The 25,105-nt window shown below is 71.0% G+C and carries 22 protein-coding genes; 17 read left to right on the top strand and 5 right to left on the bottom strand.

Annotation, left to right across the window (positions count from 1 at the left end; all coding sequences use genetic code 11):
- The first annotated feature begins 11 nt into the window (after nucleotides 1-11).
- The 8 genes from recG (at nucleotide 12) to mutM (ending at nucleotide 7,470) form a co-directional block, all read left to right on the top strand.
- Nucleotides 12-2,240, top strand: a complete 2,229-nt coding sequence (recG, locus tag OHA37_RS10765; RefSeq protein ID WP_266904105.1) for an ATP-dependent DNA helicase RecG — start codon at nucleotides 12-14, stop codon at nucleotides 2,238-2,240.
- Between the two features lie 62 nt (nucleotides 2,241-2,302).
- Nucleotides 2,303-2,881, top strand: coding sequence for a 16S rRNA (guanine(966)-N(2))-methyltransferase RsmD (rsmD, locus tag OHA37_RS10760; RefSeq protein WP_266904104.1), 579 nt, complete (start codon nucleotides 2,303-2,305; stop codon nucleotides 2,879-2,881).
- A 29-nt stretch (nucleotides 2,882-2,910) separates the two neighbouring features.
- Nucleotides 2,911-3,390 carry a pantetheine-phosphate adenylyltransferase gene (coaD, locus tag OHA37_RS10755; protein WP_266912663.1) on the top strand — a complete coding sequence of 160 codons (480 nt, stop codon included), beginning with the start codon at nucleotides 2,911-2,913 and terminating at the stop codon, nucleotides 3,388-3,390.
- A gap of 118 nt (nucleotides 3,391-3,508) precedes the next feature.
- The gene (locus OHA37_RS10750; protein ID WP_266904103.1) at nucleotides 3,509-4,558 is read left to right on the top strand and encodes a DivIVA domain-containing protein; all 1,050 of its coding nucleotides are present in this window, start codon (nucleotides 3,509-3,511) and stop codon (nucleotides 4,556-4,558) included.
- A gap of 132 nt (nucleotides 4,559-4,690) precedes the next feature.
- Entirely contained in the window at nucleotides 4,691-5,356 is a 666-nt protein-coding gene (locus OHA37_RS10745; RefSeq protein WP_266904102.1) for a YceD family protein, read from the top strand.
- Nucleotides 5,357-5,358: 2 nt separating this feature from the next.
- Nucleotides 5,359-5,532 carry a 50S ribosomal protein L32 gene (gene rpmF / locus OHA37_RS10740; protein WP_003965982.1) on the top strand — a complete coding sequence of 58 codons (174 nt, stop codon included), beginning with the start codon at nucleotides 5,359-5,361 and terminating at the stop codon, nucleotides 5,530-5,532.
- A gap of 19 nt (nucleotides 5,533-5,551) precedes the next feature.
- Nucleotides 5,552-6,397 (top strand): ribonuclease III, encoded by an 846-nt coding sequence (rnc, locus tag OHA37_RS10735; protein WP_266904101.1) that lies wholly within the window; start codon nucleotides 5,552-5,554, stop codon nucleotides 6,395-6,397.
- 203 nt (nucleotides 6,398-6,600) lie between these two features.
- Nucleotides 6,601-7,470 carry a bifunctional DNA-formamidopyrimidine glycosylase/DNA-(apurinic or apyrimidinic site) lyase gene (gene mutM / locus OHA37_RS10730; RefSeq protein WP_266904100.1) on the top strand — a complete coding sequence of 290 codons (870 nt, stop codon included), beginning with the start codon at nucleotides 6,601-6,603 and terminating at the stop codon, nucleotides 7,468-7,470.
- On the opposite strand, the gene OHA37_RS10725 is transcribed toward mutM, so the two are convergent.
- Complete coding sequence (locus tag OHA37_RS10725) at nucleotides 7,425-7,874, bottom strand: winged helix-turn-helix transcriptional regulator (RefSeq protein ID WP_266904099.1); 450 nt, start codon at nucleotides 7,872-7,874, stop codon at nucleotides 7,425-7,427. The two genes, mutM and OHA37_RS10725, sit on opposite strands and share 46 nt — an antisense overlap.
- Before the next feature lie 131 nt (nucleotides 7,875-8,005).
- Between OHA37_RS10725 and OHA37_RS10720 the strand changes: the two genes are divergently transcribed.
- Entirely contained in the window at nucleotides 8,006-8,611 is a 606-nt protein-coding gene (locus OHA37_RS10720; protein ID WP_266904098.1) for a flavodoxin family protein, read from the top strand.
- Nucleotides 8,612-8,759: 148 nt separating this feature from the next.
- Here the strand turns inward: OHA37_RS10720 and OHA37_RS10715 are convergent, their stop codons facing one another.
- A complete protein-coding gene (locus tag OHA37_RS10715; RefSeq protein WP_266904097.1) occupies nucleotides 8,760-9,611 on the bottom strand; it encodes a CAP domain-containing protein in 852 nt (283 codons plus the stop codon).
- Nucleotides 9,612-9,773: 162 nt separating this feature from the next.
- On the opposite strand from OHA37_RS10715, the gene OHA37_RS10710 reads away from it, so the two are divergent.
- From OHA37_RS10710 to OHA37_RS10695, 4 genes are all read left to right on the top strand, one after another.
- Nucleotides 9,774-10,055, top strand: a complete 282-nt coding sequence (locus OHA37_RS10710) for an acylphosphatase (protein WP_266904096.1) — start codon at nucleotides 9,774-9,776, stop codon at nucleotides 10,053-10,055.
- 366 nt (nucleotides 10,056-10,421) lie between these two features.
- Nucleotides 10,422-10,637 carry a hypothetical protein gene (locus OHA37_RS10705; protein ID WP_030227372.1) on the top strand — a complete coding sequence of 72 codons (216 nt, stop codon included), beginning with the start codon at nucleotides 10,422-10,424 and terminating at the stop codon, nucleotides 10,635-10,637.
- 217 nt (nucleotides 10,638-10,854) lie between these two features.
- The gene (locus OHA37_RS10700) at nucleotides 10,855-14,829 is read left to right on the top strand and encodes a chromosome segregation SMC family protein (RefSeq protein WP_266904095.1); all 3,975 of its coding nucleotides are present in this window, start codon (nucleotides 10,855-10,857) and stop codon (nucleotides 14,827-14,829) included.
- Nucleotides 14,830-14,972: 143 nt separating this feature from the next.
- Nucleotides 14,973-16,406, top strand: a complete 1,434-nt coding sequence (locus OHA37_RS10695; RefSeq protein ID WP_266904094.1) for a sugar porter family MFS transporter — start codon at nucleotides 14,973-14,975, stop codon at nucleotides 16,404-16,406.
- A gap of 49 nt (nucleotides 16,407-16,455) precedes the next feature.
- On the opposite strand, the gene OHA37_RS10690 is transcribed toward OHA37_RS10695, so the two are convergent.
- Nucleotides 16,456-17,442, bottom strand: coding sequence for an LLM class flavin-dependent oxidoreductase (locus OHA37_RS10690; protein ID WP_266904093.1), 987 nt, complete (start codon nucleotides 17,440-17,442; stop codon nucleotides 16,456-16,458).
- Nucleotides 17,443-17,505: 63 nt separating this feature from the next.
- Nucleotides 17,506-18,954, bottom strand: coding sequence for a cytosine permease (locus tag OHA37_RS10685; RefSeq protein ID WP_266904092.1), 1,449 nt, complete (start codon nucleotides 18,952-18,954; stop codon nucleotides 17,506-17,508).
- Between the two features lie 149 nt (nucleotides 18,955-19,103).
- Here OHA37_RS10685 and ftsY point away from each other — a divergent pair, with 149 nt between their 5' ends.
- A complete protein-coding gene (gene ftsY, locus OHA37_RS10680; protein WP_266904091.1) occupies nucleotides 19,104-20,318 on the top strand; it encodes a signal recognition particle-docking protein FtsY in 1,215 nt (404 codons plus the stop codon).
- Nucleotides 20,319-20,427: 109 nt separating this feature from the next.
- Here ftsY and OHA37_RS10675 read toward each other — a convergent pair whose 3' ends face one another.
- Entirely contained in the window at nucleotides 20,428-21,099 is a 672-nt protein-coding gene (locus OHA37_RS10675) for a bifunctional DNA primase/polymerase (protein WP_266904090.1), read from the bottom strand.
- Nucleotides 21,100-21,524: 425 nt separating this feature from the next.
- Between OHA37_RS10675 and nsdA the strand changes: the two genes are divergently transcribed.
- The 3 genes from nsdA (at nucleotide 21,525) to OHA37_RS10660 (ending at nucleotide 25,042) form a co-directional block, all read left to right on the top strand.
- On the top strand, nucleotides 21,525-23,024 hold the full coding sequence (gene nsdA, locus OHA37_RS10670) for a transcriptional repressor NsdA (protein ID WP_266912661.1): 1,500 nt from the start codon (nucleotides 21,525-21,527) through the stop codon (nucleotides 23,022-23,024).
- A 336-nt stretch (nucleotides 23,025-23,360) separates the two neighbouring features.
- Nucleotides 23,361-24,707, top strand: coding sequence for an ammonium transporter (locus OHA37_RS10665; protein ID WP_266904089.1), 1,347 nt, complete (start codon nucleotides 23,361-23,363; stop codon nucleotides 24,705-24,707).
- Nucleotides 24,704-25,042, top strand: coding sequence for a P-II family nitrogen regulator (locus OHA37_RS10660; RefSeq protein WP_112451060.1), 339 nt, complete (start codon nucleotides 24,704-24,706; stop codon nucleotides 25,040-25,042). Before OHA37_RS10665 ends, OHA37_RS10660 begins: the two co-directional genes overlap by 4 nt.
- Nucleotides 25,043-25,105 lie beyond the last annotated feature (63 nt).

Genomic DNA, 25,105 nt, shown 5'->3' with positions numbered 1-25,105 from the left:
GATGGTGTGCAATGGAACACGTGCCCGCGCTCGACGAAGACCTCAAGAAGACCCTCGGCCCCGCCACCGCGAAGGTGCTGGCCGAGCAGCTCGGCCTGCACACGGCCCTGGACCTGCTCCACCACTACCCCCGGCGGTACGCGGAGCGCGGCGAGCTGACCTCGCTGGCCGAACTCGCCGACCAGATCGACGAACACGTCACGGTGGTCGCGCAGGTCGCCGACGCGCGGCTGCTGACGTACCAGGGCAGCCGGGGCGGCGGGAAGCGCCTCGAAGTCACCATCACCGACGGCAGCGGACGGCTCCAGCTCGTCTTCTTCGGCTCCGGCGTCCACAAACCGCACAAGGAACTGCTGCCCGGCAGCCGCGCGATGTTCGCGGGCAAGGTCGGCATGTTCAACCACAAGCTCCAGCTCGCCCACCCCGCCTACGAGCCGCTCGGCGAGGACGCCTCCGACCGGGACGCGGCCGCCGCCTTCGCGAGCCAGCTCATCCCGATCTACCCGGCCTGCGCCAAGCTGGAGTCCTGGAAGATCGCCAAGTGCCTGGACGCGGTGCTCCCCACGGCCCAGGAGGTCGTCGACCCGCTGCCGCCGGCCCTGCGCGAGGACCGCGGACTGGTCCCGCTCACCGAGGCCCTGCTGAAGATCCACCGCCCGGTCACCAAGGCCGACATCGAGGACGCCCGCGGCCGCCTCAAATGGGACGAGGCCTTCGTCCTCCAGGTCGCCCTGGCCCGCCGCCGGCACGCCGACTCCCAGCTCCCGGCCGTACCCCGGCGTCCCACCCCCGGCGGCCTCCTCGAATCCTTCGACGCCAAGCTCCCCTTCACCCTCACCGAAGGCCAGCGGACCGTCTCCAAGGAGATCTTCGACGACCTCGCCACCGACCACCCCATGCACCGCCTCCTCCAGGGCGAAGTCGGAAGCGGGAAGACGATGGTCGCGCTGCGGGCCATGCTCGCCGTCGTCGACTCCGGCGGGCAGGCCGCCATGCTGGCCCCCACCGAGGTGCTCGCGCAGCAGCACCACCGGTCCATCACCGAGATGATGGGCGAGCTCGCCGAGGGCGGCATGCTCGGCGGCTCCGACCGGGGCACCAAGGTGGTGCTGCTCACCGGCTCGATGGGGATGCCCGCCCGCCGTCAGGCGCTGCTCGACCTGATCACCGGGGAGGCCGGGCTCGTCATCGGCACGCACGCCCTGATCGAGGACAAGGTGCAGTTCCACGACCTCGGCCTGGTCGTCGTCGACGAACAGCACCGCTTCGGCGTGGAACAGCGCGACGCCCTGCGCTCCAAGGGCAAGCAGCCCCCGCACCTGCTCGTCATGACGGCCACCCCGATCCCGCGCACGGTCGCCATGACCGTCTTCGGCGATCTGGAGACCTCCGTACTGGACCAGCTCCCCGCCGGCCGCTCCCCGATCGCCACGCACGTGGTGCCGGCCAAGGACAAGCCGCACTTCCTGGCCCGGGCCTGGGAGCGGGTCCGCGAGGAAGTGGAGAACGGCCACCAGGCGTACGTGGTCTGCCCGCGCATCGGCGACGGGGAGGACGAGAACGGCAAGGGCGCCAAGGGAGCGAAGGGCGCCAAGAAGAAGGCGGCCGAGGACGACGGCGACCGGCGGCCCCCGCTCGCGGTGCTGGAGATCGCCGAGCAGCTCACCCGGGGCCCGCTCGCGGGACTGTCCGTCGAGGTGCTGCACGGGCGGATGGACCCCGCCGACAAGGACGACGTCATGCGCCGCTTCACCGCGGGCGAGGTCAAGGTGCTGGTCGCCACCACCGTCATCGAGGTCGGGGTGAACGTCCCGAACTCCACCGTCATGGTGATCATGGACGCGGACCGCTTCGGCGTCTCCCAGCTCCACCAGCTCCGCGGCCGCGTCGGCCGCGGCTCCGCCCCGGGACTGTGCCTGCTGGTCAGCGAGATGCACGAGGCCAGCCCCGCCCGGGCCCGGCTCGCGGCCGTCGCCGCCACCCTGGACGGCTTCGAGCTCTCCCGCATCGACCTGGAGCAGCGCCGCGAGGGCGACGTGCTCGGCCAGGCCCAGTCCGGAGTGCGCTCCTCGCTGCGGATGCTCGCGGTCATCGAGGACGAGGAGGTCATCACCCAGGCCCGGGAGGAGGCCACCCGCGTGGTCGCCGCGGACCCCGAGCTCACGGAGCTGCCGGGGCTGCGGACCGCCCTGGACGCCCTGCTGGACACCGAGCGCGAGCAGTACCTGGAGAAGGGGTGACGGGCACGACCTATCGTTGAAGCCCTGCACCATCCTCCGCCCCGCCCACCGAAGGACCCCAGATGACCCGCGTGATCGCCGGAAGCGCCGGCGGGCGACGCCTCGCCGTACCGCCCGGCACCGGCACCCGCCCCACCTCGGACCGGATGCGCGAGGGTCTCTTCTCCACCTTGGAGTCGCTGCACGGAGTCGAGGGGGCCCGCGTCCTCGACCTCTACGCCGGTTCCGGCGCCGTCGGCCTGGAGGCGCTCTCCCGCGGCGCGGACCACGCGCTGCTGGTCGAGCCCGACGCCAAGGCCGCCAAGGCGATCAAGGACAACATCAAGTCGGTCGGCCTGCCCGGCGCCGAATTCCGGTCCGGCAAGGCCGAGCAGATCGCGGCCGGCGCCGCGCACGGGGAGCCGTACGACGTGGTCTTCCTGGACCCGCCGTACGAGGTGGAGCACGCCGACCTCTGCGAGATCCTCCTCACACTCCGGTCCAATGGCTGGCTCACCGACGACGCGCTCGTCACCGTGGAGCGCAGGACCCGCAGCGGGGCCTTCCCGTGGCCGGACGGCTTCGAGCCGCTGCGCTCCAGGAAGTACGGCGAGGGCACCCTTTGGTACGGTCGCGCCGCCTCCATCAGCGAAGAGTCATGAAGCCCGCACCCGGGAACGAGGGAATGCAGTTGCGCCGCGCCGTCTGTCCGGGGTCGTTCGACCCCATCACCAACGGACACCTCGACATCATCGGCAGGGCCTCGCGGCTCTACGACGTGGTCCACGTCGCCGTGATGATCAACCAGTCCAAGCAGGGGCTCTTCACCGTCGAGGAGCGGATCGAGCTGATCCGCGAGGCGACCGCCGGCTACGGGAACATCGTGGTCGAGTCCTTCCACGGGCTCCTCGTCGACTACTGCAAGCAGCGCGAGATCCCGGCCATCGTCAAGGGCCTGCGCGCCGTCAGCGACTTCGACTACGAGCTGCAGATGGCCCAGATGAACATGGGCCTGTCGGGCGTCGAGACGCTCTTCGTCCCGACCAACCCCACCTACAGCTTCCTGTCCTCCTCCCTGGTCAAGGAAGTGGCGGCCTGGGGCGGGGACGTGGCCCACCTGCTGCCCGCACACGTGCACGCGGCGCTGCTGGAGCGCCTGCCCCGGCGCTGAGCCCGGCCGCCGGCGCCCCCTGACCCGAAGTCAGCCGGTGTCGGCTCCCGGGCCGGTGGCCTTACAGTCGTCCCGTCCGTCTCGGGAACCGCCCGGGGCCGAGAGAGTGCGAGCACCCATGGACGTGCAGAAGAAGCTCGACGAGATCGTCGCGGCCGTCGGCAGCGCCCGGTCCATGCCCATGTCGGCCTCGTGCGTGATCAACCGCGCGGAGCTGCTCGCCCAGCTGGAAGAGGTACGGGCAGCCCTGCCGGGCTCGCTCGCACAGGCCCAGGAGCTCATCGGCGGCCGGGAGCAGATGGTCGAGGAGGCCCGGCGCGAAGCCGACCGGATCATCGAGTCGGCGCACGCCCAGCGCGGTTCGCTGATCTCCGACACCGAGGTCGCGCGGCGCTCCCAGGACGAGGCGGACCGGATCCTGGCGGAGGCCCGCCGGGAGGCGGACGAGGTCAAGGCCGAGGCCGACGACTACGTCGACAGCAAGCTCGCGAACTTCGAGGTCGTGCTCACCAAGACCATCGGCTCGGTGGACCGGGGCCGCGAGAAGCTGCTCGGCCGCGGGCCCGGCCTGGACGACCAGGGCTACCCGGACGCCGAGGCGCCCGAGCGCAGCCACGACCCGGAGACGCAGCGCCGGCAGGCCGACGACTACGTGGACACCAAGCTGGCCACCTTCGAAGCGGTGCTCTCCAAGACCCTGGAGGCCGTCGGCCGGGGCCGGCAGAAGCTGCTCGGCCGCGTGGCCACCGACGACCTCGGCGTGCACATGGCCGCCCAGGACGCGGCGGGGCACCAGCAGTCGCGCTCCTCCAGCGACGCGGACTTCCTGGCGGGGCTGGCCGAGCCGCAGGCGCCGCTGATCCCCGCACAGGCCCAGCCGGAGCCGCAGCCGGCGTACGACGCCTACGCCTACCAGCAGCCGGTCCACCAGCCCGTCCAGCAGGACGCCTACGCGTACCAGGACCCCTACGCCGGCTACCAGCAGGTCCAGCAGCAGCCCGACCCGTACGCCGTCTCGTACGAGCAGCAGCAGCCCGACCCGTACGGCGGCTACCAGCAGCCCCAGCAGGGCACGCACGACCAGCAGGCCGCGCTCGACGAGACCAGCTTCTTCGACACGAGCATGATCAATCTGGACCAGCTGCGCCAGTACGAGCAGGGCCGCTGATCGCTTCCGGACCTGGATTGGGCTCAGAGCGAAGCGGCGGGTATCCTGGCTCTTCGGTCGCGCGTATGCACCGCGATCCATGCTGCCCTTGAGTGGCGGAAATCTTGATCTTCAGCAGTCTCCAGTGATTTTGTGAAAGCGGGAACAGCCCTGAACACCCACCTCGACCACCGCAACCCCCTCGTGTTCGACACGCACGAGCTGGGTCGGCGTCCTGGTGCCATGCTGCGGCTGTCCCGTGAGATCGCGGCGCCGGCGGACCTCGGTCTCGCCGGAGTCATCGGAGTGCCGGAAGGCAGTCGGCTGAACCTCAAGCTCCGCCTGGAGTCGGTCATGGAAGGGGTGCTTGTCACAGGCACCGCCCGTGGCTCGGCAACCGGGGAATGCGTAAGGTGTCTGGAGGCCGTCGAGTGTGAGCTCAAGGCGGACTTCCAGGAGATGTTCTCGTACCCTGACGCCGACGACCGGATCCGCTCCAAGGCGGAGCCGGCCGACGACGCCGAGGACGACGAGGACACGCTCTTTCTCGAGGACGGTTTGTTCGACCTCGAATCCGTGCTGCGCGACGTGGTGGTGCTTGCACTGCCGCTGCAGCCGGTGTGCCGGGAGGACTGTCTCGGACTGTGCCCCGATTGCGGGCTCAGCCTGAACGACGACCCGGACCACCACCATGACGCCGTCGACATCCGTTGGGCGGCATTGCAGGGACTCGTCACCGATCAGGGCGTCGAGAAGGACAATATGAGCGGCACTGCCTCCGACGGAGTTCAGAGCGCCGCCGAGAAGCAGGAGAAGTAGCCGTGGCTGTTCCGAAGCGGAAGATGTCGCGCAGCAACACGCGCCACCGCCGGTCGCAGTGGAAGGCTGCGGTCCCCACCCTGGTTTCGTGTGAGCGTTGCCAGGAGCCGAAGCTCCAGCACATTGCGTGCCCGAGCTGCGGCACCTACAACAAGCGCCAGGTCCTCGAGGTCTGAGCGGCTGGTGAGAGGCGCAATGTCTGAGCTGTCCAACGCTGAGAAGCAGGCAGTCAGTAACAACGCGGCCTCGTCCCACGTGCTTCTGGAAGGGCGGCTCGGGTATCGACTCGAGTCCGCCCTTCTGGTGCGTGCGCTGACCCACCGCTCGTACGCGTACGAGAACGGCGGTCTGCCCACCAACGAACGGCTGGAGTTCCTCGGGGACTCCGTGCTGGGCCTGGTGGTCACGGACACGCTGTACACGACCCACCCCGACCTGCCGGAAGGCCAACTGGCCAAACTGCGGGCCGCGGTAGTCAACTCGCGTGCACTGGCGGAGGTCAGCCGCGGCCTCCAACTCGGCTCCTTCATCCGGCTCGGCCGGGGCGAAGAGGGTACGGGTGGCCGGGACAAGGCCTCCATCCTCGCCGACACCCTTGAAGCGGTGATCGGCGCGGTCTACCTCGACCAGGGCCTCGACGCGGCCTCGGAGCTGGTTCACCGGCTCTTCGATCCGCTCATCGAGAAGTCCTCGAACCTCGGTGCCGGCCTGGACTGGAAGACCAGTCTCCAGGAACTCACGGCGGCCGAGGGTCTGGGCGTTCCCGAATACCTGGTCACCGAGACCGGCCCGGACCATGAGAAGACCTTCACCGCCGCCGCGCGCGTCGGTGGGACCTCCTACGGTTCCGGTGTCGGACGCAGCAAGAAGGAAGCGGAACAGCAGGCCGCCGAGTCCGCGTGGCGCGGTATCAGTACCGCTGCGGGCTCCGTGTCCGGCGCCGCTCCGGCCGAGGTCCAGGCTCCGGCCGCGACCGAGGCCGAGGCTCCGGACGAGGCCGACGGGGCGACGACCCCCGCCGACCCGGCGCCGAACGCCTGAACCGTTCTTCCGGGAACTCCCCGCCCCGCCCCCTGCTCCGGCAGGTGGCGGGGCGGACCCGTTTCCGGACGCGATCGGCCCCGCCGGGGTTCCAGGGGGTGTCCGGGCAGGGCCCGGGGAAGGGCGGGTGGGGGACGAGCCCCGCAGGGGCAGTCGGTACGCTCGCGGGAGAGAGCCCGATCCGAACCCTCCGGAGGAACACCGTGCCCGAGCTGCCCGAGGTCGAAGTGGTGCGGCGCGGGCTGGAACGCTGGGTGGCCGGGCGGACCGTCACGGCCGTCGAGGTCCTGCACCCGCGGGCCGTACGGCGACACGAGGGCGGCGGCGCCGATTTCGCGGCGCGGCTCACGGGGGAGACCTTCGGGGTGCCGCAGCGGCGCGGCAAGTACCTGTGGCTGCCGCTGGAGGAGCGCGAACACTCCGTGCTCGGGCACCTCGGGATGAGCGGGCAGCTCCTCGTGCAGCCCGAGGGGGCGCCCGACGAGAAGCACCTGCGCATCCGGGTGCGGTTCGGGGACGACGCCGGGACCGAGCTGCGCTTCGTGGACCAGCGGACCTTCGGCGGACTGTCGCTGCACCCCTGTGTCCCCGACAGCGAGGACGGGCTGCCCGACGTCATCACGCACATCGCGCGCGATCCCCTGGACCCGCTCTTCGACGAGGCGGCCTACCACCTGGCGCTGCGGGCCAAGCGCACCACGGTGAAGCGGGCGCTGCTCGACCAGTCGCTGATCAGCGGGGTCGGCAACATCTACGCGGACGAATCGCTCTGGCGCGCCAAGCTGCACTACGAGCGCCCCACCGCCACGCTCACGCGCCCCCGGAGCACGGAACTCCTCGGCCACGTCCGGGACGTCATGAACGAGGCCCTCGCCGTGGGCGGCACCAGCTTCGACAGCCTCTACGTCAACGTCAACGGCGAGTCCGGCTACTTCGATCGTTCGCTCGATGCCTACGGGCGGGAGGACGAGCCCTGCCGCCGCTGCGGCACCCCGATGAGGCGCCGGCCCTGGATGAACCGGTCGAGCTACTTCTGCCCGCGCTGCCAGCGGCCTTCGCGCGTGGCGTCGTAGGCGGACCTGGAAGAAAGCACCGCGGGCATGCTGCCCTCCAGCAGCCCGATGAGCGCGTCCACGCGCTGCGCGACCTCCGCGCCGAACGGGGTGAGCTCGTAGTCGACGCGGGGCGGGTTGGTCGGCTGGGCCTCCCGGTTGACTATGCCGTCGCGTTCCAGCGCGTGCAGCGTCTGGGAGAGCATTTTCTCGCTGATACCGTCCACGCGGCGGCGCAGCTCGTTGAACCGGCACGGCCCCTTGGACAGGGCACCGACCGTGAGGCTGCCCCAGCGACCCGTGACGTGTTCCAGCGTTTCGCGGGAGGGGCACGTGCGAGCGAACACATCGAAAGCACCGAAGGAGTCGGAGGCCTGTTCGGGCGTGCCGTCGTCCCCGGCCTCGCCACACCCTGGAGTCTGCATGATTTCAGCCTACTACTGCGCAGCGCCAGCCATCCAGGTTGCGCTTTCAAAAAGTTAGTGCTTTCCTCGAGGTAGTTAACACACCGCGCAACGCCGTGACCCCCCACGGTGTTTTCCGAGGGAGACCCGCCTTGTCTGCAACCACCTTCACCCCCGTCATCTCGATCGCCTACCACTCCGGCTACGGCCACACCGCCGTGATCGCCGAGGCCGTCAAGGCCGGCGCCCTCGACGCCGGTGCCACCGTGCACATGATCAAGGTCGACGAGATCGATGAAGCGAAGTGGGAGCTCCTGACCGCGTCCGACGCGATCGTCTTCGGCTCTCCGACCTACATGGGCACCGCCTCCGGCGCCTTCCACGTCTTCGCCGAGGCCAGCTCGAAGATCTGGTTCGCGGGCGGCTGGCAGGACAAGGTCGCCGCGGGCTTCACCAACTCCGGGTCCAAGTCCGGCGACAAGGGCAACACCCTCGACTACTTCCAGACGCTGGCCTCCCAGCACGGCATGAGCTGGGTCAACCTGGGCCTGAAGCCGGGCTGGAACTCCAGCACCGGTTCCGAGAACGACCTCAACCGCCTCGGCTTCTTCGACGGCGCCGCCGCCCAGTCCAACGGTGACCAGGGTCCCGAGTTCGTCCACAAGGCCGACATCGCCACCGCCGAGCACCTCGGCGGCCGCGTCACCGAGCAGACCCGTGTCCTGCTCGCCGGCCGCGCCGCCCTGGCCTCGGTCTGAGGGGCTGATGGTCTGACGTACGGCCCTGCCGGGCGCTGACCGTCCGGCAGGGGCGCGGTACGGAGAAACGGGCGGGGGCACGGTCGGGCGCGGCGATATCCGCCGCGCGCGACCGTGCCCCCGCCCGTTGTGCTGCCGGAAGCTGCTGCTAGAAGCCGAAGTCCTGGGTCCACCAGGGGCCGCCGGCGGCGTTGTACACGCCGACGCCCAGGGTGCGGAACTCGCAGTTGAGGATGTTGGCCTTGTGGCCCGGGCTGTTCATCCAGGCCTTCATCACGGCCGCCGCGTCGCCCTGGCCTCGGGCGATGTTCTCGCCGCCCATCCCCGATATGCCCGCCTTGGTGGCGCGGTCCCACGGGCTGTTGCCGTCGGGGTCCGTGTGGTCGAAGAAGCCACGGACGGCCATGTCCTTGCTGAAGGCTCCGGCCAGCCCCGCCAGCGGCGGGTTCGCCCGGACCGGACCGCACCCGGCCTGTGCGCGCTCCTGGTTCACCAGGGTGAGTACGGCCGACTCCTCGGCGGAGTGGCCGGCGGAGGTGGGCGGGGCCGCCGGGGCCGCGGGGGCGGAAGGCTTCGGCGTGGAAGGCTTCGGCTTCACCGGGGTCGGGGTGGGGCTCGCCTCCGGGGTCTTCGACGGCTCCTTGGAGGGAGACGGGGAAGGGGTGGCCGACGGGGACGGCGAGGCGGAGGGGGTGGGGGAGGAGGAAGGGGTGCTCGCTCCCGCGGAAGCCCGGCCGGACAGGTTGGCGAGGCCGCCCTGCTGCTGCAACGCGCTCTCGGGGCTCGGCGAGGCCTTGGCCTTCGCCTCCGCGGTCTTCGCGTCGGAGCCCGCGGTCGTGACCCCTACGTAGGGGAAGGAGGATCCGACCGGGACGACGCCCGTCGTGACGGCTGCCGTGCCGAGGACGACGGCCACGGATGCGCCGAGCAGACCGCCTCGCAGGGCGGCGCGGCGCTTGCCGCCGGGGCGCGGCGCGGCGTGGAGTCGGTGGCGTCCCATCGCGGCTCACCTTCCTGGGGGTTTGAGATCAGCACTGCGGGATCAGCGGTTCAAGATCAACCTTTACTCACCCAAATGGGTGAGCTCATTGCTGCGCGACTGTACGCCATGGCGACAGGGGGTGAGGTGACCCGGAAATGTTTGCCCGGTTAGCGTTCAGGCATGAATGAAGATGTGCGCATGACCGCCTGGGTGCGCGGCCGTGTACAGGGAGTGGGCTTCCGCTGGTTCACCAGGGCCAACGCCATGGAGATCGGCGGACTGGCCGGCTTCGCCCTCAACCTGGACGACGGGCGAGTACAGGTGGTGGCCGAAGGTCAACGTGAGAATTGCCACCGGCTCCTGGCGTGGCTGCACGGCGCCGACACGCCCGGGAACGTGGACGGGGTGACAGAGATCTGGGGCACACCGCGCGGCGGCTACGACGGGTTCGCGATCCGGTGAGCGATCGACTGATCATGTACTGAACACATCGCCGGATGGTTCGCATGCGGTCGGAACTGCGCATTCGTCGCCGACGCGTTGCCGGGGCGGCCGATCCGTGGAAGGCTCGGAGACGAGGATGATCTCCACGCCCCTTGCGGGGGCCGGGATGCCCGCCGATACGGGGCGTGATCGTGTTGACCGTCAAACTTTTTGGTGAGACGCTGGAAGCCCCGCGCACCTGAGCTGTTTGGCAGTGCTGGCAGTACACAGTGTCAGCCAAAGATCGATGCAGTGACTGACAGTCGCTGCCGGACATCCGCGGGTGCGATTCCCTCACGACCCACACCGCTTCGGTCGGTCACTCAGTGTGGAGGACCATCCATCATGGCAAAGGCGCTTCTCGGTTACGTCGGCGGTTCCGACCCGCGACTCCTCGCCGAGATGCGACGGCTTCAGCAGCGCGTCCAGGACCTCGAGTCCGAGCTCGGACGAATTCAGTCCGAAAACGACGCTCTGAACGCGGCCGCCGCACAGCACGGAGACTCGCTGCTTGACAGCATCGACCTCGACGTACCCCAGGCGGAGCCTGCGCTCACCTGATCCGCGCTCCCTCGTCGCTCGATCAACAGAACCGCATGATCTGCAAGGGACGCTTCGGCGTCCCTTCTTTCTTTCCGTTCCGCTCCATGCCGCCTTTCCCACCTGCGGACGCGGCCGTCAGGCGGCGTTGCGCCAGGTGGGGGCCCATTCCTTTAACGTCTGATCTGCCCTGCACCTTCATGGGCGAAACCGAACGTGAAAGGTAGAGTCCGGCGGCGTGCACCTCAAGTCCCTGACCCTGCGTGGCTTCAAATCCTTCGCCTCCGCAACCACCCTGCGCTTCGAGCCGGGCATCACCTGTGTCGTGGGCCCCAACGGCTCCGGCAAGTCCAATGTGGTGGACGCGCTCTCCTGGGTCATGGGCGAACAAGGGGCCAAGTCCCTGCGCGGCGGGAAGATGGAAGACGTCATCTTCGCCGGCACGACCGGCCGCCCGCCGCTCGGCCGCGCCGAGGTCTCGCTCACCATCGACAACTCCGACGGCGCGCTGCCCATCGAGTACGCCGAGGTCACCATCACGCGGATCATGTTCCGCGGCGGCAGCAGCGAGTACCAGATCAACGGTGACACCTGCCGCCTCCTCGACATCCAGGAACTGCTCTCCGACTCCGGCATCGGCCGCGAGATGCACGTCATCGTCGGACAGGGCCAGCTGGACTCCGTACTGCACGCCGATCCGATGGGCCGCCGCGCCTTCATCGAGGAGGCCGCCGGAGTGCTCAAGCACCGCAAGCGCAAGGAGAAGGCGCTGCGCAAGCTCGACGCGATGCAGGCCAACCTCGCGCGCGTGCAGGACCTGGGCAACGAGCTGCAGCGCCAGCTCAAGCCCCTGGGCCGGCAGGCGGCCGTGGCCCGGCGCGCGGCGGTGATCCAGGCGGACCTGCGGGACGCGCGGCTGCGGCTGCTCGCCGACGACCTCGTGACGCTCAAGGGCGCGCTCGACGCGGAGATCGCGGACGAGGCGGCCCTGAAGGAGCGCAAGGAGGCGGCCGAGGCGCAGCTCGCGGCGGCGGTGCGGCGGGAATCCGAACTGGAGGAGGCCGTACGCGAACTCGCGCCACGGCTCCAGCGGGCGCAGCAGACCTGGTACGAGCTGTCGCAGCTCGCCGAACGGGTGCGCGGGACGGTGTCGCTGGCGGACGCCCGGGTCACCTCCGCTTCGGCGCCGGCCGAGGACGAGCGCCACGGCCGGGATCCGCAGGACATGGAGAAGGAGGCCGCCCGGATCCGCGAGCAGGAGGCGGAACTGACGGCCGCGCTGGAGGCCGCCGCGCGGGCCCTGGAGGACACGGTCGCCCACCGGGCCGAGCTGGAGCGCTCGCTGGCCGACGAGGAACGGCGGCTACGGGACGTGGCGCGGGCCATCGCCGACCGGCGCGAGGCGCTGGCCCGGCTGACGGGCCGGCTGGGCGCGGCCCGCTCCCGCGCGGGCGCGGCCCAGGCGGAGATCGACCGGCTGGTCGTGGCGCGGGACGGGGCGCGGGCGCGGGCGGAAGAGGCGCGCGAGGAGTACGAGGCGCTGGCGCGGGAGGTCGGGGAGGAGGAGTCCCCGGGGTCCCCGGGGGCGGCTGATGCTTCCGGTTCCGCTTCGGGGCCGGGGGAGTACGAGGCGGCGCGGGCCGAGCTGGCGGCGGCGGAGGCCGGACTCGGGGAGGCCCGGGACGCGTTGGCGGCGGCGGAGCGTTCGAAGGCGGCGGTGTCGGCGCGACGGGATGCCCTGGCGATGGGGCTGCGCCGCAAGGACGGTACGGCGGAGCTGCTCGCCGCGCGGCTGGAGGGGCTGCTGGGTCCGGCGGCGCAGCGGTTGTCCGTGACCCCGGGGTACGAGGTCGCCGTGGCGGCGGCGCTGGGTGCGGTGGCGGACGCGGTGGCCGTCACGTCCACGGCGGCGGCGGCCGGGGCGATTCGGTACCTGCGGGACGGGGAGGCGGGGAGGGCCGCGTTCCTGATTGCTCCCGGCGCGGTGGCCTCCGGCGGTTCGGTGGTTGGGGGTGGGGCGGGAGTCCCGGGGCAGGCGGTGGCCTCCGGCGGTTCGGTGGTTGGGGGCGGAGCGGGAGTCCCGGGGCAGGCCCCGGATCCGGCGTCGGCCCCGGCCCCGGCCCCGGCCCAGGCCCAGGCCCCGGACTCGGGCCCGGGGGCCGGCGTGGGCCCCGTGGGCCTGGAGCGGGTTTCCGGGGTTGGGGCTGCCGGTGGGGTTGCGGCGGGGGCGGTTTTCCCCCACCCCGCCCCTTCCCGAAACTGGGGCTCCGCCCCAGACCCCGCGCCTCAAACGCCGGCGGGGCTGAATTTGCCGGGCCCCGTGCCTCAGGTGGCGGCGGGGTTGGGTGTGCCGGGCCCCGTGCCTCAAGTGGTGGCTGGGGTGGCTGGGGTGGGGTCGGTCTCCGTGGTTGGTGGGGACTTCGTGCGTGCCGTTGCTGCCGGGGGGCTCGTGCAGGGGGACGCCGAAGTGGTGCGGGCCGTGGCGTGGGTGTTGCGGGACTTCGTGGTGGTCGGGGGGCTCGATGAGGCCGAGGCGCTGGTTGCCGCGCGGCCCGAACTCGTGGCCGTGACCGGTGAAGGGGACGTGCTCGGGGCGCACCTCGCGCACGGCGGGTCCGCCGGGGTGCCGAGCCTGATCGAAGTGCAGGCCGCCGTCGACGAGGCGGCGGCGGAGCTGGCACGGCTGGACGGCCGGTGTCTGGTGCTGGCGGGCGAGAAGGAGTCCGCGGATGCGCGCCGGGTGGCGGCCGGGGCCCGGGTCGAGGAGCTCGGGGAGCTCCGGCGGGCCGCCGAGCGGGCCCGGGCCGGGGTCGCGCAGCAGCTCGGCCGGCTCGCCGGGCAGGCGAAGGGGGCGCTGGGCGAAGCCGAGCGCGCCGCCGCGGCCGCAGCCACGGCGCAGGATGCGCTGGAGCAGGCGCTGGCCGACGTAGAGGAGTGCGCGGAACGGCTCGCCGTCGCCGAGGAGATGCCCGCGGAAGAGGAGCCGGACACCTCGCGCAGGGACCGGCTCGCGGCCGACGGGGCGAACGCACGGCAGACCGAGATGGAGGCCCGGCTGCAGCTCAGGACCCATGAGGAGCGGGTCAAGGGGCTCGCCGGCCGGGCCGATTCCCTCGACCGCGGGGCCAGGGCCGAGCGGGAGGCCCGGGCCAGGGCCGAACGCCGCCGGGAACGGCTGCGGTACGAGGCGAAGGTGGCCGCGGCCGTCTCCGCCGGAGCCCGCCAGCTGCTCGCCCACATCGAGGTGTCGCTGACCCGCGCCGTGGGGGAGCGCACGTCGGCCGAGTACGCGAAGGGCGTGCGCGAGCGCGAGCTCGACGAGGCCCGGGGACTGGGCCGCGGCCTGAAGGGCGAGCTCGACAAGCTCACGGACTCCGTGCACCGCGGCGAGGTGCTCGGCGCCGAGAAGCGCATGCGGATCGAGCAGGTGGAGAGCCGTGCGCTGGAGGAGTTCGGGATGGCGGCCGCGGGGCTGGTCGCCGAGTACGGGCCCGACCAGCCGGTGCCGCCGAGCCCGTCCGCGGACGGGGAGGCCCCGGATCCCGACGCCGGGCCGGAGCCCTTCGTACGCGCCCGGCAGGAGAAGCGGCTGAAGGCGGCCGAGCGGGCCTACCAGCAGCTCGGCAAGGTCAACCCGCTGGCGCTGGAGGAGTTCGCGGCGCTGGAGGAGCGGCACAAGTTCCTCAGCGAGCAGCTGGAGGACCTGCGCAAGACCAGAGCCGACCTCCTTCAGGTCGTGAAGGAGGTAGACCAGCGGGTCGAGGAGGTCTTCACGGAGGCCTACCGCGATACGGCCCGCCAGTTCGAGGGGGTCTTCTCGCGGTTGTTCCCCGGCGGCGAGGGCCGGCTGATCCTGACGGATCCGGACAACATGCTGACCACGGGCGTCGACGTCGAGGCCCGGCCGCCGGGCAAGAAGGTCAAGCGGCTGTCGCTGCTCTCGGGCGGTGAGCGCTCGCTGACCGCCGTGGCCCTGCTGGTCTCCATCTTCAAGGCGCGGCCCAGCCCGTTCTACGTGATGGACGAGGTCGAGGCCGCCCTCGACGACACCAACCTCCAGCGGCTGATCCGGATCATGGAGGAGCTGCAGGAGAGCTCGCAGCTGATCGTGATCACGCACCAGAAGCGGACGATGGAGGTCGCCGACGCGCTCTACGGGGTCTCGATGCAGGGCGACGGCGTCTCGAAGGTCATCAGCCAGCGCCTCCGCTGACGGGCCGGCCGGGTGTGGCCGCGCCGATGCGGGGCACGTGCGCTCCGATGGCCCCTCCGGGTGGTGCCCGATCTTGACCTGTGTGCCACTGGGAGGGATCACACCCTCAGCCCGTCACCACAGCCGGCACGCAGGAGCGCACCTTGAGCAGCAGGACGACGCCGCCCCAGGCCTCAGGCGGCGGCCACGTATCGCAGCCCGACCACCTCGGGCACGTCATCTTCATCACCGCGGCCGCCGCGATGGGCGGATTCCTCTTCGGCTACGACAGCTCCGTCATCAACGGCGCCGTCGAGGCCATCCGCGACCGCTTCGACGTCGGTTCCGGCACGCTCGCCCAGGTGATCGCGGCCGCGCTGATCGGCTGCGCCCTCGGCGCGGCCACCGCCGGCCGGATCGCCGACCGGATCGGCCGCATCCGCTGCATGCAGATCGCCGCCGTCCTCTTCACGGCCAGTGCCATCGGCTCCGCCCTGCCGTTCGCCCTTTGGGACCTGGCGCTCTGGCGGGTCATCGGCGGCTTCGGCATCGGCATGGCTTCGGTGATCGGCCCGGCCTACATCGCCGAGGTCTCCCCGCCCGCCTACCGCGGCCGGCTCGCCTCGTTCCAGCAGGCCGCGATCGTCATCGGAATCGCCATTTCCCAGCTCGTCAACTGGGGGATCCTCAACCTCGCGGGCGGCGACCAGCGCGGAAAGATCGGCGGCCTGGAAGCCTGGCAGTGGATGCTCGGCGTCATGGTCGTCCCGGCCGTGCTCTACGGCCTGCTCTCCTTCGCCATTCCCGAGTCCCCGCGCTTCCTCGTCTCGGCGGGCCGCATGGAGAAGGCCAAGACGGTCCTGCGCGAGGTCGAGGGCGAGGGCATCGACGCCGACGCCCGCGTCCGCGAGATCGACAGCGCCATCCATTCGGAGCAGAAGTCCACCTTCAAGGACCTCCTCGGCGGCCGCTTCGGCTTCCTGCCGATCGTCTGGATCGGCATCGGCCTCTCCGTCTTCCAGCAGCTCGTCGGCATCAACGTGATCTTCTACTACAGCTCCTCGCTGTGGCAGTCGGTCGGCATCGACCCGAGCTCCTCGTTCCTGTACTCCTTCGAGACCTCCGTCGTGAACATCATCGGTACGGTGATCGCGATGGTCTTCGTGGACCGCATCGGCCGCAAGCCCCTCGCGCTCATCGGGTCCGTGGGCATGGCGATCTCCCTCGCGCTCGCCGCGTGGGCCTTCTCCTACAAGGACACCAGCGGTGGCGACATCGCCCTCCCGCACGCCCAGGGGCTCGTGGCCCTCATCGCGGCCAACTGCTTCGTGCTCTTCTTCGCCCTGTCCTGGGGCGTGGTGGTCTGGGTCCTGCTCGGCGAGATGTTCCCGGGCCGCATCCGCGCCGCGGCCCTCGGCGTGGCGGCCGCCGCCCAGTGGATCGCCAACTGGGTCATCACCGTCTCGTTCCCGACGCTCTCGGACTGGAACCTGTCCGGGGCGTACGTCATCTACGCGGTCTTCGCCGTGCTCTCGATCCCGTTCATCCTCAAGTGGGTGCCGGAGACCAAGGGCAAGGCGTTGGAGGAGATGGGCTGACCGACCCCGCCAACAGCCCCTCTCCTCCCGCAGCGGGTACTGCCCCGTCTCAGTCCTTGAGGCGGGGCAGCACCTGTTCGCACAGGAGCTGCAGGCTCCGCCAGCCCTCGTCCACGGGCATCCCGCCGCACAGCGGGTGCAGCACCAGGTTCCCGGCCTCGCCGGCGCCGCGGGCGTACGCGACCGCCTCGTCCGGGGTCAGGATGCGGTACACGCCCTCGGCGCGCAGCTCCTCCACCGTGTGCGCACCCGACCGTACGGCGCTGCGGATGTCCTTGGACTGCCAGGAGGCGTACATCCCGGCCTCGTGCAGGAACCGCTCGCCGTACTGGTCCCACGCCCGGTCCGGGTCCTCCGCGATGTGCAGCAGCGGGGTCTCGGCCGCCGGCATCATGCAGAAGCCCTCCGTGCCGTACTCCGCGAGCTTCGCGTGGTAGTACGCCTCCAGCTCGGGCAGGTGCGCGCTCGGGAAGAACGGCAGCCCCAGGCGGGCCGCCCGGCGGGCCGCCGCCTCCGAGCTGCCGCCGACCAGGAGCAGCGGGTGCGGCTGGGTGAAGGGCCGCGGGGTGACCCGTACGGTACGGCCGCGGAACTCGAACGGCTCGCCGGTCCAGGCCTTGAGCAGGGTCTCCAGCAGCTCGTCCTGGAGCTTGCCGCGCCGGCCCCACTCCACGCCGTGCTGCTCGTACTCCTCGGGCCGGTAGCCGATGCCGGCCACCGTGACGAGGCGGCCGCCGCTGAGCAGGTCCAGTACGGCGATGTCCTCGGCGACCTTCAGCGGGTCGTACAGCGGGCCGATGATCGCCGAGACGGTGACCGCGATCCGGCGGGTGGCGCCGAAGACCGCGCCCGCGAAGGCGAAGGGGGAGGGCAGCCAGTTGTTGTCGGTGCCGTGGTGCTCCTCGGTCTGGATGGTGTCGATCCCGCGGTCGTCCGCGTACTTCGCCATCTCCAGCGCGGCCTTGTAGCGGGCGGAGAGGGTTTCCGGAGTGCCGTTCGGGTCGATGAGGTTGAACCGGGCCACGGTGATGGGCATGGAGAAGTCCCCCTTCGCCGGAGGTGGGTGGGCGGGCGAAGGGGGACGTTAGCTGACGTGGCGTCAGTTGGACAGGGATCCGGCGGGGACCCGCTCGTCCGCCGGGGCCTGCGGAGCCGGAGCCGCCGGAGTCGCCGGCGTGCGCGGCAGGACCGCGTACAGCACGGCCGAGGTGACGATGCCCGCCGCCCAGCCCAGGCCGTTCTGCCCGATCCAGGTGGTGGCCAGCGGGCCGCTGAACCAGTCGACCTTCGTGAACAGCAGGCCCACCGCCAGGGCCAGGCCCCAGGCGGTCATGGCCTGCCAGGCGAAACCGCCCCGGTACCAGTAGGCGCTGCTCCGCGTGGTGTCCAGCAGCGCGGCCCCGTCGTAGGAGGGGCGGCGCAGCATGTCCACGCCGAAGACGCCGATCCAGGCGGAGAAGGCCACGGCCAGCAGGGTCAGGAAGGAGATGAACGAACCGAAGAAGCTGGTGGCGACCACCATCAGCAGGAAGCCGAAGACCAGGCTGATGACGGCGTTGACGCTGACCGCCGCCGCACGCGGGACCTTGATGCCGAGGGTCTGGGCGGTGAAGCCCGCCGAGTACATGGACATCGAGTTGATGAGCAGCATGCCGACGAGCGCGATCAGCAGGTACGGGACCGCGATCCAAGTCGGCAGCAGTTCGCCGATGAAGGACACCGGGTCCTGCGCCGTGGCCAGGTCGGGGGTGGCGACGGCCATCACCGCGCCCATGAGCACCATCGGGATCACGACGACGGCCGCGCCGCTGATGGTCGCGCCGACCATGCCCCGGGCGGAGGCGGTACGGGGAAGGTAGCGGGTGAAGTCCGGGCCGGAGGGAACCCAGCTGATGCCGCCGGCCGCGATGGTGCCGATGCCCGCGATCATCATCGCGGTGGAGCCGGCGGGCTTGGCGAAGACGGCGGACCAGTCGGTCTCGGCGATCAGGTAGCCCAGCACGAGCACGCTGAACGCGCCGAAGAGGTACGTGGACCACTTGGAGCAGACGCGCAGCGCGTTGATGCCGAGGCCGGAGACCAGGAAGGTGCAGCCGACGAAGAAGAGCAGGGTGACGACGATCAGGGTGGTGTTCTTCTTCACTCCGAAGACCAGGTCGAGGACGGTCAGGACGGCGTAGGCGCCGCTGACCGCGTTGATGGTCTCCCAGCCCCACCGGGCGACCCAGATCAGGGCGCCGGGGAAGAGGTTCCCGCGCTGGCCGAAGACGGCCCGGGAGAGCGCCATGCCGGGGGAGCCGCCGCGCTTGCCCGCGATGGATATGAGCCCCACGAGCCCGTAGGAGACCACGGGCGCGGCGATCGCGACGACGAGCACCTGCCAGATGTTCAGCTTGTTGAAGATGACGAGACCGGCGCCCATGGTCAGCAGCAGCACGCTGATGTTGGCGGCGACCCAGGTCGGGACGAGCTCGCGGACCCGGCCGCGGCGCTCGGCGTCCGGGACGGGCTCCAGGCCGCGCGACTCGACGGCGGTCTCGGCAGGCATAGGTGTACTCCGTGGGGGAGGCGGGGGTGTGATGGGGGGCTGCTCATCATCGTAGATTTGCCGCAAAAACCACAAACAGAGGCTTACGGCCCGGTATGAACCTCCAGGGTCCCCGCCCCGGGGTGCGCGTGGCCGATACTGGGCTGGTTATGGAAATCCTCATCCTTGCCGTAGTCATCGCCCTGGTCGCGGTCGGTGCGATCAGCGGGCTCGTGGTCAGCAGCCGCAAGAAGAAGCAGCTGCCCCCCACGGCCCCGCCCAGCACGCCGACCATCACTGCCCCGCCCGCCGAGCCGCAGGTGGGGGAGGACGCCGCACCGACGGCGGAAGAGCCGCGCCGCACGATCGAAGAGGTCGTGCTGCCCGAGGCCGAGGCCCCGGTCGCGGAGCCCGAAGCCCCCGTCGCCGAGGTTCCGGCCGCGCCCGAGATCGAGGTGCCCGAGCCCACCGCCGGCCGCCTGGTCCGGCTGCGCGCCCGCCTCGCCCGGTCGCAGAACACGCTCGGCAAGGGACTGCTCACGCTGCTCTCCCGCGAGCACCTCGACGAGGACACCTGGGAGGAGATCGAGGAGACCCTCCTCATCGCCGACGTCGGTGTCGCTCCGACCCAGGAACTGGTGGACCGGCTCCGCGAGCGGGTCAAGGTGCTCGGCACCCGCACCCCCGCCGATCTGCGCGCCCTGCTGAAGGAGGAGCTGGTCGCGCTCCTCGGTACCGACTTCGACCGCGCCGTGAAAACCGAGAGCGGCGTGGACACCCCCGCCGTCATCATGGTCGTCGGCGTGAACGGCACCGGCAAGACCACCACCACCGGCAAGCTCGCCCGCGTGCTCGTCGCCGACGGCCGCAGCGTCGTGCTCGGCGCGGCGGACACCTTCCGCGCCGCCGCCGCCGACCAGCTCCAGACCTGGGGCGACCGGGTCGGGGCGCGCACCGTGCGCGGACCCGAGGGTGGTGACCCGGCCTCGATCGCCTACGACGCGGTCAAGGAGGGCATCGCCCAGGGCGCCGACGTGGTGCTCATCGACACGGCGGGCCGCCTGCACACCAAGACCGGCCTGATGGACGAGCTCGGCAAGGTCAAGCGCGTCGTGGAGAAGCACGGTCCGCTCGACGAGATCCTGCTGGTCCTGGACGCCACCACCGGGCAGAACGGCCTGACCCAGGCCCGGGTCTTCGCGGAGGTCGTGGACATCACCGGCATCGTGCTGACCAAGCTCGACGGCACCGCCAAGGGCGGCATCGTCATCGCCGTCCAGCGCGAGCTCGGCGTCCCGGTCAAGCTCGTCGGCCTCGGCGAGGGCGCGGACGACCTGGCGCCCTTCGAGCCGGAGGCCTTCGTCGACGCCCTGATCGGCGACTGACCGCGCCCGACGCTCCTACGCCGGCCAGTGCCCCCGAGGTCCCCAGGACCCGGGGGCATTGCCATGGGCGGGGCCGCGGGCAGGTGCACGGGCGGAGCCAGGTGCGGAGCTAGGCGCGGCGCAGCCGGTGGCAGAGGTAGGCGAGGGTGCCCAGCAGGAGGCGGGCCTGCGGGGGATCCCCGGCCGAGTCCAGAGCCGGCGGACGCATCCAGCTCACCGGGCCGAGGCCCGCGAAGTCCGAGGGCGGGGCGGTGACGTAGGAGCCCTGGCCCAGCGCGCGCAGATCGAGACCGGCGTCGTCCCAGCCCATCCGGTACAGCAGCTGCGGCAGCCCGGCCGCCGCCCCCGGGGCGACGAAGAACCGGGCCCGGCCGTCCGGGGTCGCGGTCACCGGGCCGAGCGGCAGGCCCATCCGCTCCAGCCGGACCAGCGCCCGCCGCCCGGCCTCCTCGGCCACCTCGATGACGTCGAAGGAGCGGCCGACGGGGAGCAGTACCGCGGCGCCCGGGTACCCGCTCCAGGTCTCGGTGACCTCGTCGAGGGTGGCGCCGGCCGGGACGGTCGGAGCGAGGGCCAGCGGATGCGCCCCCGGCGCACCACAACTCGTATGACCGCAGGAACAGTCGCGGGAGGGCCCCGCGGCCCGGGCGCCGGGGACCACGTCCCAGCCCCAGAGTCCGGTGTACTCCGCCACCGTCGTGCACTCCGACGTCCGGCCGCGGCGCCGAGCGCCGGAACGGAACTCCTTGGTGCCGCGGCTGCCGCCGATCGTGAAGCCCATGCCCATGCCCCCTCCAACGGGTCGGACGTGCCGGTGGTTACGACATCGGCTGGTTGCGTTGGCTGCCGGGATGCCCGGCGCACTCCTCGCCGCGCGCGCCCCGGCGCGCTCCTGTCCAACCGATCGGTTCCGCCTTCGTGTCAAGTGAATCGCGCCTGGCGGGTGGCGAGTTCATTCGAAGGGGTGGCGAATGGTGGCGTTTCCGGGATCGACCTCGCCGGAGGGGTGATCGTAGGATTACTTTCGGTGCACGAAGCGCGAAGGAAGACGGGTTCGCGGGTATGCCGGAGGCATGGCGTGAAGGACCTGTGAAGATCGTTTCCCGACTGGGTTTCGTGTTGAAGAGACTGACGGATGGGGGCGTTCCAGTGAGCGGCAACGGCGCAAGCGGAACGAGTGCGGAGTCCGACGTGTCGTCGTCCGGCATGCCGGACCGGGACACAGATGCCGCATCGGACTCCCCGCAGGACGCCACCGTCCGCAACGAGCAGCTGACGTCGTGGTTCGTCCGCAGCGGCTGGTCCAAGGGCGAGCTCGCCCGCCAGGTCAACCGCCGCGCCCGCCAGATGGGCGCCCACCACATCAGCACCGACACCTCCCGGGTCCGCCGCTGGCTCGACGGCGAACAGCCCCGCGAGCCCGTCCCGAGGATCCTGTCCGAGCTCTTCTCCGAGCGCTTCGGATCCGTCGTCGCCATCGAGCACCTCGGCCTGCGCACCGCCCACCAGACCCCCTCGGTCTCCGGCGTCGACCTGCCCTGGGCCGGCCCGCAGACCATCGAGCTGCTCGGCGAGTTCTCCCGCAGCGACCTGATGCTGGCCCGCCGCGGCTTCCTCGGGACCTCGCTCGCCCTGTCCGCCGGTCCCGCCCTCATCGAGCCCATGCAGCGCTGGCTCGTACCGGTTCCGGCCGCCGACCCGGGACCCCGGGAGGCGGGGCCGGCGGGCGCCCTGAGCGGCCACCGGCCGCCCCGGCTCTCCGAACCCGAGGTGGACCTCCTCGAAGCCACCACCGTGATGTTCCGCCAGTGGGACGCCCAGTGCGGCGGCGGACTGCGCCGCAAGGCCGTCGTGGGCCAGCTCCACGAGGTCACCGACCTGCTCCAGGAGAACCACCCGGCCCCGGTCATGAAGCGGCTCTTCAAGGTCGCCGCCGAGCTCGCCGAACTCGCCGGCTGGATGAGCTACGACATAGGCCTGCACCCCACCGCGCAGAAGTACTTCGTCCTCGCGCTGCACGCCGCGAAGGAGGGCGGGGACAAGCCCCTGGGCTCGTACATCCTCTCCAGCATGAGCCGCCAGATGATCCACCTGGGCCGCCCCGAGGACGCCCTGGAGCTGATCCACCTGGCCCAGTACGGCAGCCGCGACTGCGCGGGGCCCCGTACCCAGGCCATGCTGTATGCGATGGAGGCCCGCGCCTACGCCAACATGGGCCAGCCCAGCCGCTGCAAGCGGGCCGTGCGGATGGCCGAGGACACCTTCTCCGACGTCGGCTTCGACGCCGAGCCCGAGCCCGACTGGATCCGCTTCTTCTCCGAGGCCGAGCTCAACGGCGAGAACTCCCACTCCTACCGGGACCTGGCCTACGTCGCGGGCCGCAGCCCCATGTACGCCTCCCTCGCCGAGCCGATCATGGGGCGCGCCGTCGAGCTCTTCGAGAAGGACGAGGAGCACCAGCGCTCCTACGCCCTCAACCTCATCGGCATGGCCACCGTGCACCTGCTCCAGCGCGAGCCCGAGCAGGCCACCGTCCTCGTCGGCCGCGCCCTCGACGTGGCGGGAAAGGTGCGGTCCGAACGGGTCAACACCCGGCTGCGCAAGACCGTCGACACCGCCGCGCGTGAGTACGGCGACGTCGCCGACGTGGTGCGGCTGACCGACCACCTCGCCTCCCGCCTCCCCGAGGCCGCGGAGGCCGTCTGACGGCCACCCGGCCGCCCCCAGGCCCCCGGCCGCGGCAGTCACCCCGTGAAGCCCGATCAGGCTCCCCCAGCCAGGTTCCCCGGGTCATCGCCGCGGCCGGGTTTTCCACCGGCGCCTCCATGAACCACTCGTTCATGGAGGCGTAACACGCCGGACCTCTTCGTCATCGACGCGAAACACCCAGCGGCGCCGCCGGAAACCGGCCTGCGCGAATCTCAGGGCCAATAACCGGCCAGCCCCCGGGCCGGAACACCCTCAGGCCTGATTCACGAACCAGCGCCGCTCAGGTTTTCACGATCGCCCGCACGCGAACGTACCGACGACGAGGAGACGCCGATGGCATCAGCCATCACGACCCTCGCGGCAGACGCACCCACGCTGTCTTCCGCGAACACCGGGTTCATGCTCATCTGCTCCGCCCTGGTCATGCTGATGACCCCGGGACTCGCCTTCTTCTACGGAGGCATGGTCCGCGTCAAGAGCAGCCTCAACATGCTGATGATGAGCTTCATCAGCCTCGGGATCGTCACGATCCTCTGGGTCCTCTACGGATTCAGCCTCGCCTTCGGCGCCGACTCCGGCTCGCTCATCGGCTGGACCTCCGACTACGTGGGACTCAGCGGCATCGGCATCACCGAGCTGTGGGACGGGTACACCATCCCCGTCTACGTCTTCGCCGTCTTCCAGCTGATGTTCGCGATCATCACCCCGGCGCTGATAAGCGGCGCCCTGGCCGACCGCGTCAAGTTCAGCGCGTGGGCCCTCTTCATCACCCTCTGGGTCACCATCGTCTACTTCCCCGTCGCCCACTGGGTGTGGGGCGCCGGCGGCTGGCTCTTCGAGCTCGGGGTCATCGACTTCGCCGGCGGCACCGCCGTCCACATCAACGCGGGCGCCGCGGCCCTCGGCGTGATCCTGGTCATCGGCAAGCGCGTCGGGTTCAAGAAGGACCCGATGCGCCCGCACAGCCTCCCGCTCGTGATGCTCGGCGCCGGTCTGCTGTGGTTCGGCTGGTTCGGCTTCAACGCGGGCTCCTGGCTCGGCAACGACGACGGCGTCGGCGCGGTCATGTTCGTCAACACCCAGGTCGCCACCGCCGCCGCCATGCTCGCCTGGCTCGGCTACGAGAAGCTGCGCCACGGCTCCTTCACCACCCTCGGCGCCGCCTCCGGCGCGGTCGCGGGCCTCGTCGCCATCACCCCCTCCGGCGGCGCCGTCTCCCCGCTCGGCGCGATCGCCATCGGCGTCATCGCCGGTGTCCTGTGCGCCATGGCCGTCGGCCTGAAGTACAAGTTCGGCTACGACGACTCCCTCGACGTCATCGGAGTCCACCTCGTCGGCGGTGTCCTCGGTTCCCTGCTCGTCGGCCTCTTCGCCACCGGCGGGGTCCAGTCCGACGTGGCGGGCCTCTTCTACGGCGGCGGCCTGGAGCAGCTCGGCAAGCAGGCGATCGGAGTCTTCTCCGTCCTGGCCTACTCTCTCGTGGCATCCGCGGTACTCGCCTTCCTCCTCGACAAGACGATCGGGATGCGGGTCACCGAGGACGACGAGGTCTCCGGCATCGACCAGGTCGAACACGCCGAGACCGCCTACGACTTCAGCGGAGCCGGCGGCGGCTCCTCCTCCCGGAGCACCGCCGTCCCCGCCCCTGTTGCCGCCGCGAGCAAGAAGGTTGACGCATGAAGCTCATCACCGCGATCGTGAAGCCGCACCGGCTGGACGAGATCAAGGAAGCCCTGCACCGCTTCGGAGTCCAGGGACTCACCGTCTCCGAGGCCAGCGGCTACGGCCGCCAGCGCGGACACACCGAGGTCTACCGGGGCGCCGAGTACACCGTGGACCTCGTCCCGAAGATCCGCATAGAGGTGCTCGTCGAGGACGGCGACGCGGAAGACGTGATGCGGATCGTCGTCGACGCCGCCCAGACCGGCAAGATCGGCGACGGCAAGGTGTGGAGCATCCCCGTGGACTCGGTCATCCGGGTCCGCACCGGCGAGCGCGGCGCTGACGCGCTGTAGGGCCTGTCCGGTCGGTCGGGCCGGGTAAGCGAGCGGGGCCTGGCGCGTGCGCTCGCAAGGCGG

This window comes from Streptomyces sp. NBC_00335 (assembly GCF_036127095.1).
Lineage (GTDB): Bacteria > Actinomycetota > Actinomycetes > Streptomycetales > Streptomycetaceae > Streptomyces.
Note: the sequence above shows the minus strand (reverse complement) of the source record. Positions and strands in the feature narration are given on the sequence as shown.